The following is a 12,687-nucleotide window of genomic DNA, read 5'->3' as shown; positions in this document are numbered from 1 at the left end:
GAGTGAGACACGCTCATACCGCTCACAGGTCACCTGCGCCAGGTAGAAGGCCTCACTCATGCACGGAGATAAGGCAATGGCAGGAAGCACGGAGAACGGTAGCGGACGGCGCGGGAACCGTTGGAGGTTAGCGGTCTGGGGCACCGCAGCGCTCTTGCTGGTGTTGCCCTTGTTGGCGATGCAGTTCACCGAAGAAGTGGCTTGGGGCCTGTCCGATTTCGCTCTCTTCGGCGCCATGCTGTTCGTCGCCTGCGGCACCTACGAGCTCGCAGCGAGGATGACGGGCAACAAGGCGTACCGAGCCGCCGTCGGCGTTGCGCTCGCGGCAGCATTCATCCTCGTCTGGATGAACCTTGCCGTTGGCCTCATTGGGAGTGAGGAGAACCCCGCCAACTTGATGTATGGCGGAGTACTCGTCGTCGGGATCCTGGGTGCCATCATTGCGCGCTTCCGGCCGCATGGGATGGCACTCTCGTTGGTCGGGACGGCGCTTGCTCAGGTGTTGGTCGTTGTGATCGCCCTGATCGTCGGATTGGCCTACAACTTGGGCGACACCTTGATGCTGACGGGGTTCTTCGTCGCGCTGTGGCTCACCTCGGCCCGGCTTTTTCGGAAAGCGGCGAGGGAGCAAAGCCCCGCGGGCGCAGCGCCGTAGGTGGGCTCGCGGAGGCGGCGGGACTTGAACCCGCCGCCTGGCTCTCCCAGCGCGAGCGGCGTGTGGCGTCCCTGGTACCTCCGCCTCGGGCAAACCTCACGAGGTTCCACGGCGTCTTTGCTCCAGGCGCGCAACTGCGGCCATTTTTTGTCCCCCAAGCAGGTGCGGAGGAGGCGCGCGGGGCGCCCCAGGCTGCGTGGTGTTGAGGCTCAAGCCGCCCCAGCCAAGGAAGCCCCGAGTATGAGCAGCCGAATGCAGCTTTCTCATAAATTCATATCAGAAATCTGAGTCTTGAACATGGCCCCGATCCATGGGAATGAGGCCCTCCGCTCCGGTCGGGGCGCATGAGAAAGACATCACAATATATGAGGCAGTCTTTGAGGGGGGCCACTCTGCTCTTGGGCGTGTGGCTGGGTATTGGATGTGATTCGCAACAGCAGACCTCTGTGCCGTCGGATGAGCCCGTGGGCTCGGCGATGTCCAAGCACGAAGAGGGGTTCAAGAAATTCAAGGCAAACGCGGTTCAGGATCCTCAGACGGGTCTCTACATCGTTGACGGCGACGTCCCGGTGCGCAGCCTGGAGGAGATGCGCGAGTACTACGACTCGCTCCAGCTCCCGTCCAACGCGCTCTCGCTACGCCGGGCCGGGGTCTACTGGGATGCATCCGAGCGGCGTCAGCTGACCTACTGCATTGAGAAGAGCGTCTTCGAGAACGACCACTACAACAAGGTCGTCTGGGCCATGAAGGAAGCGGCCAAGCAGTGGGAGGAGACCCTGGATGTCGACTTCACACACATCCAGTCGGAAGACGCGACCTGCTCGGCCTTCAACGGCAACGTGATGTTCGGCGTGTCGAGGCACACGTCGTTCGGGGGCATGATTAACGCGGCGGCCTTCGCGTTCTATCCAGACTTCATGCGCATCAACCGGACCCTGATGATCACCCGGTTCGGCCTCGATAATGACCACTACGATCTGACCGATACCCTGCGGCACGAGCTCGGCCACATCCTCGGCTTCCAGCACGAGCATCTACGCCCCGAGTCCGGGGCCTCGTCCGACTGCTCGACCGAGCCCGATCTCTGGTTCGCGAACCCGGAGAATCTGACGCCGTACGACGCCCAGTCGGTGATGCACTACAACGGCGAGAAATGCCACGGGCAGAGCAATGACAAGCTGAGCCAGCTCGACATCGAGGGCGCGCAGCGGATCTACCCCCCGGCCGCCAGAGCCCTTCAGGCGAAGGGTGACTTCAACGGCGACGGACTCCTGGATGCGTCCTGGTACTCGCCGGGGACGCGGGAGTGGGTGGTGGAGCTCTCGCGCCAGCAGGGCGGCCCGAGGCAGGTGCGCCACAACGTCTCCCACTGGGGCCACGCGAGCGCCGCCTACCACCTGCGCGTCGGGGACTTCAACGGGGACGGCCGGGATGACTGGTCCTGGGTTTCCTACTGGACCGATGAGTTCGTCGTGATGTTCTCGAATGGAGCGGGGGGCTGGACCGAGCGCCGAAGCACCGGTTCCGGCTACCTGGTCTATGCCAGGCACTTCAACGTGGGCGACTTCAACGCGGATGGCGCCACGGACTGGGCCTACTACGACGGCTTCAGCACCTTCGTGGTGAGGCTGTCGCTGCGCAATGGCGCCTACTGGACGGCGTACAACGACACCAGTGGCTGGGGCGACTGGTCGAGTGGCCAGCACTTCTCCACGGGAGACTTCAACGGGGATGGCGCCACCGACTGGTCCTGGTACGCGGCGTGGTCCAACGACTTCATCGTGATGCTCTCCAGCCGTGATGGACACTTCAGCTCGGTGAGCAATGACACGTCCGGCTGGGGCAACTGGCAGCTCGCCCGGCACTTCTCCACCGGAGACTTCAACGGGGACGGCGCCACCGACTGGTCCTGGTATGCGCCATGGTCCAACGAATTCATCGTGATGATGTCCAGGCGTGACGGCCACTATGACGCGGCGGGCAACAACACGTCCGGCTGGGGCAACTGGTCGGAGGGCAGGTTCTTCTCCACGGGAGACTTCAACGGGGACGGCGCCACCGACTGGTCCTGGTACTCGCCGGGGACCAACGACTTCATCGTGATGATGTCCACGCGTGACGGCCACTATTTCGCGACGGGCAACGACACGTCTTTCTGGGGCAACTGGTCCGCCGCGGCGAACTTCCTGGTGGATGACCTCAACGGCGATGGCGCGGCGGACTGGACCTGGGCCGCGCCCTGGTCCAACGGTTTCATCGTGATGCTCTCCACGGGAGATGGACACTTCTCGGGAGCGGACATCTACAACTCGCCGGGTCACCAGCCGCGCATGGCGGCCGACGTGAACGGCGACGGCAAGCAGGATCTCGTCGGCTTCGGTGAGATCGGTGTCTTCGTGTCGCTCTCCACGGGCACGTCCTTCACGCCCGCGCGCATGTGGCTGTCCAACTTCGGGAGACTCACGGGCGGCTGGGATCCCGCCTACCACGTCCGGACGCTGGCGGACGTGAATGGTGACGGCAAGCAGGATGTCGTCGGCTTCAGCAACTGGGGCACGTTCGTGGCGCTGTCCACCGGCAGCTCCTTCGCGTCCGCCCAGATGTGGACCTCCGAGTTCGGGTATGAAACAAGCGGCTGGCGCGTGGACAAGCACCCGCGGGTGCTGGCGGACGTGAATGGTGACGGCAAGCAGGACGTCGTCGCCTTCAGCAGCTGGGCCACGCTGGTGGCGCTGTCCACCGGCAGCTCCTTCGCGCCCGCCCAGGTGTGGATCTCCGACTTCGGGTATGAGTCGGGCGGCTGGCGCGTGGACAAGCACCTGCGCGTGTTGGCGGACGTGAACGGCGATGGCAAGCAGGACATCGTCGGCTTCGGCGACAGGGGCACGCAGGTGGCGCTGTCCACCGGCTCCTCCTTCACCCCCACCCAGGAGTGGACCCCCGACTTATGGCATGCGTCGAGCGGCTGGCAACTGGACTTGCACCCGCGCGTGCTGGCGGACGTGAACGGCGATGGCAAGCAGGACGTCGTCGCCTTCAGCAGCTGGGCCACACTGGTGGCGCTGTCTACCGGCTCCTCCTTCGCCCCCACCCAGGTGTGGATCGCGACGTACGGCTATGAGTACGACGCTGGTGGCTGGCGCGTGGACAAGCACCTGCGACTGTTTGGTGACGTGAACGGCGATGGCAAGCAGGACCTCGTGGGCCTGGGCAACGATGGCATCTATCTGTCCCTGTCCACGGGCTCGTCATTCACCGCCCCTCAGTGGATGGGTGACGCTTACGGCTACGACAGCGGCGGTTGGCGCGTGGACCAGCACCCACGGATGCTAGCGGACGTCAACGGGGACGGCCGGCAGGACATCGTGGGCATGGCCTCCTACGGCACCCACGTGACGCTCTCCAACGGCACCGGCTACCAGAACACGGAGTTCTGGGCGGAGGACTTTGGCATGAACGTGCCCGCGGGCTACTGGCAGCCGTAGCAGCGAAGGCGAGCCCCGCGTCGCGAACCGGAAGACGTCGCGTCCTCCGGTTCCAGCGTGACGCGGGGCCGCGCTCCCCGTGATGCCAGGTTTCGGACCCGGCGGCCTCGGACTGCGCCCAGCCCGGAACGCGCGGGTAGGGAATGGCGTCACGGGTGTTCTGCAGGCCGCGCATGTAAAGGCGATCCGCGTGTCCTCGTTAGAAGTGGGTTCGACGAGCCCTCTCATTCCTTGGCACCTTCTACGAGGACTCATCAGGAAGACGCTCAGAGCCGGCTTACGTCACCGGAATGAAACTCACGGAGCGTTGACAGTCGTGCCGCATGACCGTACTCGGCGGGCACGCGTCCGATTTGAGGAGAATGCTCGTGCAGGTTGAGAGAGTCATCTGGGACATGACTTATGCGTGTCCCTTGCGTTGTATTCATTGCTACTCCGAGTCCGGACGGCGGCCCGCGGGCTCGCAGCGCGAGGACGTGCTGCGGATCGCGGATGTGATCGCCGGGGTGAAGCCGCGGAGTGTGGCGCTGAGCGGCGGGGAGCCCCTGCTCGCACCAGGGTGGGAGGAGGCGGTCCAGCGTCTGCGCGACGCGGGTATCGCGGTGAGTCTCTATACCAGCGGGTGGCTGATGGACGAGGCCCTCGCGCGGCAACTTGCCGGCACCATGGCGCGCGTATGCGTGAGCGTGGACGGTGGCCGGGCGAGCACCCACGATGCGCTCCGGGGCCGCGCGGGCTCCTTTGAGCGGGCCATGGCGGCGCTGGAGTTGCTCGCGCGTGAACGACGGGAGCGCGTGGCCCGCGGAGAGCCCTGCTACATGCTGGGCGTCGAAATGACGGTCATGCGCAGCAACCTGGCGGAGACGGAGCTGCTGGTGCGTGAGCTGTCCGGGCGCTTTCCCGGCCTGGACCTCCTCCAGCTGGCGATGGTGATTCCTGGCGGGCTGGCAGCCGAAGAGGACTTCGAGGAGCGCGAGCTGCTCACCGACGAGGAGGGCCAGGCGCTCCTGGCCGATGCGGCCCGGCTGGCCTCCCTGGCGGCCAACGGCGCGCGGGTGGTGGTCGGCGACGTGCGGCCGTTCTTCGCGCAGCTGGAGCCCGGCGCGCCCCGGCTGCCCATGGCGCACCTCGAGCCCGACGGCCAACTCCGGGCGTTCGAGACATGCGAGGCCAAGGTGGGCAGCGTCCTCGAGGAGCCGTTCGAGGTGTTGTGGGAGCGGGCGCTCGCGTGGCGAGGCGAGCCCTTCGTGGTGGAGCAGTTCGCCGCCATCCGCACCATCCGGGACTGGGCCCGGGCGTCGCGAGCCCTGGATCGGCGCTACGGTTCCGAGGCGGACCTGGCCCGCATCTCCCGGCGCACGCGGCGGCCGAAGGTCTCGGGGATGTGAGCGCCGTTGGGCCCACCAGGTTGTGCAGGGCGTTGGTGGGCCGCGGTCTTCCGCAGGCGGGCGAGGTGCTGCTGCATCTCCGCCATCGCGCGCTCCAGCTCTTCCAGCTCGTGTTCCAGGCTCCGGCTCCGCGAGGGGACCGCGAGCCTGCGACGCTCCTCCTCCTCCTCGGCGGCCTCCTCCATGCCGCTCATGATGACGCCGATGAACAGGTTGAGGATGATCATCGTGCCCAGCAGGACGAAGGAGACGAAGAAGACGACTGCCGCCACCGGTTGGGGCTGAGGCTGGGTGCACAGCGCGGCGAAGTCCCCGTAGCCGAACTGGTTGCAGCCCCGCATCTGGATGTAGAGCAGCTCGGTCCAGCCTTCGAGGGTGACGACGCGGAACAGGGAGAGCAGGGCCGTAGGCAGGTTGCCGAAGTGGACCGGGTCGTTGGCTCCGAAGAGGAAGGTCCCCGCTACCCCGTAGATGTAGAAGACCAGCCCCAACAGGAGCGCCACGTACCCCATGGACGGGATGCTCTTGATGAGGGCCGTGACGAGAATCTGGAGCTTGGGCAGGGCGCGCACCAGCCGGAGCACCCGAAACAGCCGCACCAGCCGGAGCACCATCAGGTGCTGCGCGGAGATGGGTAGGAGCGCGGTCGCCACGATGAGGAAGTCGAAGACGTTCCACGGATCCTGGAAGAACCGCCAGGGTCTGCGGCCCTCGGCTCCCAGCTTGATGAGGAGCTCCACCACGAAGATGGCGAGCACCAGCCGGTCGAGCGCGTGGAGCAGCGCCCCATATCGTGCGACCAGGTCGGGGGAGGTCTCCACACCGACGAGGGCACCGGCGAACAGAATGGACAGGGTGATGAGGGTCTGGAAGGGACGAGAGCCCGCGATCCGCTGGAGCTGCATGGCTGTTGACTCGGAGTCGCACCGCTCCCTGAGCAGTGCGGCGCCAAGCTAAGACCGGAAGTCGAGGGCGCAAGCTGAGAGGGACGCTCACCCTTCTTGGCCCGTTCAACGCATCAGGGCAGCAGGGGCTCGAACTGCTCGCATGGTCCGAGCATGCGTCATGCAGTGAACACCCAGGCGCCCCTTCGAAGGGCCTTTATTCCACCCCCGCACGCTTGGCCCCACCCGTTACCGCCAGGCGCGTAAGGGCGTGCTGGTTATCTCCTAGCCCTGGCCAATATTTGGGGCACAACTTCGGCGTTTTCAGCAGTGGCCCTCGTCGGGCATCTTGAGACGAGGGCCCGGGTAAGAGGTGGACTTGAAGCGGTTGTCTCTCGGTGAGTTGCTGGGCGCGGCGGACCAGGTGGCACGTGAGGTGGTTGCCCCCGAAGTCACCCGCGTCGACGGCGAAGGACGCTGGCCGGAGAAGGGCCTGCGTGCCCTCCAGGCGGCGGGGCTGGGTGGCCTGGTCGTCCCCGCGGCCTTCGGTGGTCAAGGGCAGGGGCTCGTCGCGCTCGCGCGAACCTGTGAGGTGCTCGGCCGCGTCTGTGCCTCGACGGCCATCTGCTTCGGGATGCACTGCGTGGGGTCCGCGGTCCTCGCCGCCAAGGCGACCCCCTGGCAGCAACGGACGTTCCTGGAGCCCATCGCCGCGGGTGAGCACCTCACCACCCTGGCGCTCAGCGAGTCGGGCACCGGGGCTCACTTCTACCTGCCCCAGACGCGGCTCACCGCCGTCCCCGGGGGCTACCGGCTCGAGGGCTCGAAGTCCTTCGTCACCAATGGCGGGCATGCGGACTCCTACGTCGTCTCCACCCTGGCCTCCGGTGCGGCCGCCCAGCCGGGAGACTTCTCCTGTGTCCTCCTTCCCGCCCAGGCGGAGAACCTGGTGTGGGAGGGGTCCTGGGAGGGGGTCGGCATGCGAGGCAACTCGGCTCGGACGCTGCGGCTCCAGGGCGTCTTCCTCCCGGCCACCCATCTGCTCGGCCAGGAGGGGGATGAGATCTGGTACGTCTTCAACGTCGTGGCGCCCTTCTTCCTCATCGCCATGGCGGGGACGTACCTGGGAATCGCGAGCAGCGCGCTGGAGGAGGCCACCGCGCACCTGAAGCGCCGGCACTACTCCCACGGGGGCGCGCCTCCTTCCAGCCAGGCCGTGCTTCAGCACCGGCTGGGAACGCTCTGGGCCGTCGTCGAGCGCACGCGGCTGCTCATCCACAGCGCCGCCGCGAGGGGAGATGAGGGCGAGGCCACCGCCCTCGCGGCGCTCTGCTCCGCCAAGGCCGAGGTCGCCGACTGCGCCGTCCACGTCGTGAACGAGGCGATGACGCTCGTGGGAGGACGGGGCTACTCCGAGAGTGGCTCGCCCCTCTTCCGCCACCTGCGTGACGCGCGCGCGGCCCACGTCATGTCGCCCACCACCGACATCCTGCGCACCTGGGTGGGGCGCGCCCTTCTCGACCTGCCGTTGCTGGGGGAATGAGCGTGGGCACGGCGAGGGCTTTGCTGGTCGCGATGGACACCGGCAGCGTGGGTGCGCTCCGCGAGCGGTGTGGGGCGCAGGACGTCACCCTGGAGCAGGTGCCCTCGGCGGACGAGGCCCTGGCGCGCTTTGAGCGCAGTCCGGGGGCCTTCGACGCGCTGGTGATAGGCCCACTCGAGCGGCAGCCGCTTCCCCTGGCCCAGCGCGTGGTGAGGCTGGATCGCGACGTGAGCGTCCTGGTACTGGCCGCCCCCGAGCAGCTCGAGACCCTGCGGGCTACCTTCAGGTACACCCCCTTTCTCGGTCAACGCACGAGTCTGCATGGTGCGGAGGGCGTGGCGAAGCTCGCGGGGGAGCTTCAACGGGCCGTTGAGGAAACGCGGCTGCGGCGCGAGCACCAGCGCACGCTCCAGGCCGTCTCCTCGCGGCTCCTGGCCGTGGAGCCGGTCCGGCCGAGGCCCTCGGTCGTCCTCGACCGCCTGCTGGAGCTCGCTCCCCTGGGCATCCTGGCGCTCGATGCGGAGGGCCACGTGCGGGTGAGCAACCCGGCGGCGCGGAGAATCCTGGGGCAGTCCGAGGAGCGGCTCTCGAGGGCTCCGTTGGTGTTGCTGCTGCCGCCGGGCTTCGAGGCGCTCCTGGAGAAGGTGCGGGCGACCGGTGCCCCGGCCCAGGCGCTGCTCGAGTCGGAGGGCCCGAGCGGGCCGCAGTTCCTCGAGGTCTCCCTGGCGCTCCTGCCCGAGGACACGACGGGGCCAGGCGGCTTCCTGCTGGTGCTGCAGGACACCACCGGGCAGGTGAAGCTGCAGCGCGAGCGCGAGAGGCTGCTTCAACAGCTCGAGGCCGCGGTCAGGATGCGCGACGAGTTCCTCTCCGTGACGTCGCACGAGCTGAGAACGCCCCTGACCTCCATGCTGGGCTGGGTGCAGCTGCTGCGCAACGGCACGCTGTCCCCCGAGAAGCAGTCCCGGGCGCTTGAGATCATCGAGCGCAACGCGAAGTCGCAGGCGCAGCTCATCGAGGATCTGCTGGACGTCAGCCGCATCATCTCCGGCAAGCTGCGCCTGGAGGTCGCGTCCCTCCAGCTCGAGGACGTCGTCCGGGCCGCCGTGGAGTCCGTCATGCCCGCGGCCCAGGCCAAGGACATCCGCCTCCAGGTGGTGCTGGACGATACTCTGGGCCCGGTGATGGGGGACGCGCAGCGGCTGCAGCAGGTCACCTGGAACCTCCTCACGAACGCGGTGAAGTTCACGCCCAAGGGCGGACGCGTCCACGTCACCTTGCGCCGGGTGAGCTCCTCGGCGGAGCTCACGGTGCGCGACACGGGGCAGGGCATTGCTCCGGAGTTCCTGCCCTATGTCTTCGAGCGCTTCCGCCAGGCGGACTCCAGCGCGACCCGGCGTCATGGAGGGCTGGGGCTGGGGCTGTCGATCGTGCGCCACCTGGTCGAACTGCACGGGGGAAGCGTCTCCGTTGCGAGCGAGGGGGTGGGCAAGGGGGCGACGTTCGTCGTGTGCTTGCCCATCTCTCCGCTGCGCGTGAAGAATCAAAACGCGGACCCGGCCTCGGCCGAGGCGTCTCCCTTTGATTGCCCGGAGGGGATTGCGGGCCTGCGGGTACTGCTCGTCGAGGACGAGCCGGACGTGCGCGAGATGCTCGTGACCCTGCTGGAGCGCTGCGGGCTTCACGTGCAGGCTGCCGGCTCCACCGCCGAGGCCTGGGAGCTCTTGCAGCAGGGCAAGCCGGATGTGCTCATCTCGGACATCGGCATGCCGGGGGAGGATGGCTACACGTTCCTGCGGCGCGTCCGGGCGCTTCCGGTGGAGCGCGGCGGGCGGGTACCCGCCCTGGCCATCACCGCCCACGCGCGTCCGGAGGACCGGCGCAAGGCGCTGCTCGCCGGCTTCCAGATGCATCTGGCCAAGCCCGTGCCAGCCGATGAGCTGCTGCTGATGATCGCGACCCTGGCGGGCCGGCTCTGACGTGAGTGCCCGGATCGTCGAGCCCAATGCCTTACGAGTGCCGCGGAGATGCGATCCGCTGGAAGTAGACGCGCACGGGGAAGCACCTCTGGCTGCTCCTACATTGGCAGCGGCGCGGACGTGACGGTGCCCCCTTGCGCGGGCAAAAATGTCCAATACGGCGCAGCCAGCGCTCCGCACAATGGCAACATGAACCCTGTTGCTATGACTGGCTTGTTGGTCGCCGCCATCCGTGCCGAGGAATCGAAGCGCGCGGATCGGCTGTTTGAGGATTCCTTCGCCCACACCCTGGCGGGCGACGAGGGGCGCGCGGCGCTCGCTCGGTACCGAAAAGCGGACGGATCGTCCATTCCGATCATCGAGGTCCGCACGCGCTGGTACGACGAGGCCCTCGCTCGGGCCAGCGCCAGCGGCGTACGTCAGTATGTGATCCTCTCCGCTGGGATGGACGCGAGAGCGTATCGCCTGCAGTGGGCGGCGGGGACGCGCGTCTTCGAGATCGATCAGGCCGAGGTCATCGAGGCCAAGGCGCGCGCGCTCGGCGACACGGCCTCGGCGTGTACGCGTGTGGCGATCGGCATGAACCTCGCCGAGGACTGGCCACGGCAGCTTGAAGCGCGCGGATTCGATCGCAACGCGCGCACCGCGTGGGTCGTCGAGGGGCTACTGCAGTACCTTGAGCGAGACATGGTCGAAGGCCTCTTCGCGCGGCTCGACTCTCTGTCGGCGGCTGGATCGGTGGCTCTCTATGACGTCGTCGGCCAATCACTCCTGGATGCGCCGCCGCTCGCCGCGACTCTGCAAATGATGCGTGAGCTCGGTTCACCGTGGATCTTCGGCTGCGACGAGCCCGCGGCACTGCTCCGAGATTGGGTGGCCGACGTCACGGACGTCGCTGTGGTTGGTAACGCGTGGAAGCGGTGGCCGTTCCCGCCAGCGCCGACGGGCATGCGGGGAGCACCGCGAGGGTATCTGGTTGAAGCGAGGAAATAGAGGGAGGAAGAGCCATGGCCCCCTTGATCGTATTCGTCGTCGTCACGCTCCTCGCACGCCTCGCTGGCTCGCTCAATCCAGGGCGAGGCGATTTCGCCACCCTGCCCGGGGCTCTGCGCGCGGGAGTGGCCGCCCTGTTCTTGCTTACGGGGGGCGCGCATTTCATCGGAATGCGCGCTGACCTCATGCGGATGGTGCCTCCCGCCTTCGGTAATCCTGGCTTTTGGGTGACACTCACGGGGCTGGCTGAGCTCGCGGGAGCGATCGGCATCTTGATTCCAGTCACGCGGCGGCTCGCCGCCGTGGGGCTGCTGCTCCTCCTCCTGGCGGTGTTCCCAGCCAACGTGTACGCCGCTACGCACCAAATCACATTGGACGGTGAAGCGGCCACGCCCCTGTTCCAGCGCAGCATTGAGCAGATTGTCTATTTTGCTGCGGTCCTATGGGCAGGCTTTGGCCGCGCGACAGTGCTCCGGAGCTAGGGGTTCTGGGCGGCGGCACGGCGCCGCCCAGCCTACCCGTGGAGCGGGACGTGGTTGGGTCGCTCGACGCCTTGCGCGACATAGGCGCGTGGACTCAGGCCGACGAAGCCACGGAACTCGCGGTTGAAGTGGGCCTGATCGCAATAGCCGAGCTCGACCGCGAGCTCGGCGCAGCGCACCGGTCGGCTGCTGTCGACGTGGCGGAGTGCGGCCTGGAACCGGCGCACACGCCAGAACTCCTTGGGCCCGAGGCCGACCTCGTCGCGAAACAGTGCGATGAGCCGCTTGGGTGAGAGCCCCAGGCGTGCGTTCAGCTCGCCAACGCTCCGAAGGGAGGGATCTTCGAACGCGCGGAGCGCCTCGACGACCGCGGGATGGTGCCGCAGCGGACGCCGCGCATATGTGAGGAGCAGCGATTCGAGGAGGCGAAATCGGTCCGCGCTCGTCGGCGCCTCGACCAGTCGCTCGCGGAGTGCACGCGCGCTTGCGCCCCAGAGCGCGTCGAGCGGGGCATGGGTCCCTTCGAGCTCTCCCGCGGGCACGCCGAGGAACGGGAACGCCCCGCCAGGCTTGAAGTGAACGCCCATCAACGCCGTGCCAGTCGTCGAGCCAATGACGAAGTGGCTGGCGTGCGCGCCCGAGACAATGGGCCCCGCGAGTGGCTCGAGCGGCGTGAGTGCGATGGGGTCGTAGAAGCGGAAGCGCTCATCACCAAGGTTGATGACCAGGTCGAACGCGCCCGACGGAAGCACCCGCTCCTTCGGTGCCGGCAGGGGGCGACCATCCCAGAACCAGAACCAATCGATGAACTCGCAAAGCGGAGGACCCGGACGATAAATGAACGCATCCATCAAAAGCCCCGGGTAAGTGGTTCTCTCATGCCAGGTTGCTGCTAGAGCTAACATTCCAGCACTCCAGGAGCAACGCCTGTATTCCAGAGTGCCAAGCGCGGACGACGAGCGGCGGCGGAAAAGCTGGCGTCTCCATAGGCGGGGTCCTGGCTCGCGTACGAGCCCGAGCCAGGCGTCCTCTCCCAGCTCCAGCACGGCTCCTTGCGAATCGTTCTGGAGAAGTATGCGGCCTGGGTGCCCGGTTTCTTCCTCTACTTCCCCAGCCGCAAGCAGGCGTCGCCCGCGTTCAGGGCCTTCGTTGACATGGTGGACGCCCAACCCCCGGCCGATAGGGTTTCAGACGACTCGTAAGGTGCGAAATGTCAGTGCCAGGAGCAGGTTCATTCCGCCTGCGGCTATGGAGCTCCCGTCGCTCGGACCGAGCCCC

Annotated in this window: 10 protein-coding genes; 8 read left to right on the top strand and 2 right to left on the bottom strand. The window is 67.1% G+C overall.

What is annotated here, in order from left to right; genetic code table 11:
- Positions 1-178 precede the first annotated feature (178 nt).
- The 3 genes from F0U60_RS44255 to F0U60_RS44245 all read left to right on the top strand — a co-directional run bounded on the left by F0U60_RS44255 (position 179) and on the right by F0U60_RS44245 (position 5,528).
- The gene (locus F0U60_RS44255) at positions 179-655 is read left to right on the top strand and encodes a hypothetical protein (protein ID WP_395825711.1); all 477 of its coding nucleotides are present in this window, start codon (positions 179-181) and stop codon (positions 653-655) included.
- Positions 656-1,131: 476 nt separating this feature from the next.
- Positions 1,132-4,140 (top strand): FG-GAP-like repeat-containing protein, encoded by a 3,009-nt coding sequence (locus F0U60_RS44250; protein WP_395809334.1) that lies wholly within the window; start codon positions 1,132-1,134, stop codon positions 4,138-4,140.
- 368 nt (positions 4,141-4,508) lie between these two features.
- Positions 4,509-5,528 (top strand): radical SAM protein, encoded by a 1,020-nt coding sequence (locus F0U60_RS44245; protein WP_395809332.1) that lies wholly within the window; start codon positions 4,509-4,511, stop codon positions 5,526-5,528.
- Here the strand turns inward: F0U60_RS44245 and F0U60_RS44240 are convergent.
- Complete coding sequence (locus tag F0U60_RS44240) at positions 5,459-6,433, bottom strand: ion transporter (protein ID WP_395809330.1); 975 nt, start codon at positions 6,431-6,433, stop codon at positions 5,459-5,461. The genes F0U60_RS44245 and F0U60_RS44240 overlap by 70 nt on opposite strands.
- A 358-nt stretch (positions 6,434-6,791) precedes the next feature.
- On the opposite strand from F0U60_RS44240, the gene F0U60_RS44235 reads away from it, so the two are divergent.
- The 4 genes from F0U60_RS44235 to F0U60_RS44220 all read left to right on the top strand — a co-directional run bounded on the left by F0U60_RS44235 (position 6,792) and on the right by F0U60_RS44220 (position 11,409).
- Positions 6,792-7,955, top strand: coding sequence for an acyl-CoA dehydrogenase family protein (locus F0U60_RS44235; protein WP_395809328.1), 1,164 nt, complete (start codon positions 6,792-6,794; stop codon positions 7,953-7,955).
- Positions 7,952-9,934, top strand: a complete 1,983-nt coding sequence (locus tag F0U60_RS44230; RefSeq protein WP_395809326.1) for an ATP-binding protein — start codon at positions 7,952-7,954, stop codon at positions 9,932-9,934. Before F0U60_RS44235 ends, F0U60_RS44230 begins: the two co-directional genes overlap by 4 nt.
- 189 nt (positions 9,935-10,123) lie before the next feature.
- Positions 10,124-10,927 (top strand): class I SAM-dependent methyltransferase, encoded by an 804-nt coding sequence (locus F0U60_RS44225; RefSeq protein WP_395809324.1) that lies wholly within the window; start codon positions 10,124-10,126, stop codon positions 10,925-10,927.
- Between the two features lie 14 nt (positions 10,928-10,941).
- Positions 10,942-11,409, top strand: coding sequence for a DoxX family protein (locus tag F0U60_RS44220; RefSeq protein WP_395809322.1), 468 nt, complete (start codon positions 10,942-10,944; stop codon positions 11,407-11,409).
- A gap of 32 nt (positions 11,410-11,441) precedes the next feature.
- Here F0U60_RS44220 and F0U60_RS44215 read toward each other — a convergent pair whose 3' ends face one another.
- Positions 11,442-12,260 (bottom strand): DUF6597 domain-containing transcriptional factor, encoded by an 819-nt coding sequence (locus F0U60_RS44215; protein ID WP_395809320.1) that lies wholly within the window; start codon positions 12,258-12,260, stop codon positions 11,442-11,444.
- 201 nt (positions 12,261-12,461) lie between these two features.
- Here F0U60_RS44215 and F0U60_RS44210 point away from each other — a divergent pair, with 201 nt between their 5' ends.
- Complete coding sequence (locus tag F0U60_RS44210; RefSeq protein ID WP_395809318.1) at positions 12,462-12,611, top strand: hypothetical protein; 150 nt, start codon at positions 12,462-12,464, stop codon at positions 12,609-12,611.
- Positions 12,612-12,687 lie beyond the last annotated feature (76 nt).

It is taken from the genome of Archangium minus (assembly GCF_044360475.1).
Taxonomy (GTDB): Bacteria; Myxococcota; Myxococcia; order Myxococcales; family Myxococcaceae; genus Archangium; species Archangium minus.
This window is presented reverse-complemented; position numbering and strand designations above follow the sequence as displayed.

Bases quoted from the DNA above. Each gene is read 5' to 3' on its own strand.
- F0U60_RS44220 (WP_395809322.1), top strand. From the start codon at position 10,942: ATGGCCCCCTTGATCGTATTCGTCGTCGTCACGCTCCTCGCACGCCTC.
- F0U60_RS44225 (WP_395809324.1), top strand. From the start codon at position 10,124: ATGAACCCTGTTGCTATGACTGGCTTGTTGGTCGCCGCCATCCGTGCC.
- F0U60_RS44215 (WP_395809320.1), bottom strand. From the start codon at position 12,260: ATGGATGCGTTCATTTATCGTCCGGGTCCTCCGCTTTGCGAGTTCATC.
- F0U60_RS44240 (WP_395809330.1), bottom strand. From the start codon at position 6,433: ATGCAGCTCCAGCGGATCGCGGGCTCTCGTCCCTTCCAGACCCTCATC.
- F0U60_RS44230 (WP_395809326.1), top strand. From the start codon at position 7,952: ATGAGCGTGGGCACGGCGAGGGCTTTGCTGGTCGCGATGGACACCGGC.
- F0U60_RS44250 (WP_395809334.1), top strand. From the start codon at position 1,132: ATGTCCAAGCACGAAGAGGGGTTCAAGAAATTCAAGGCAAACGCGGTT.
- F0U60_RS44255 (WP_395825711.1), top strand. From the start codon at position 179: ATGCAGTTCACCGAAGAAGTGGCTTGGGGCCTGTCCGATTTCGCTCTC.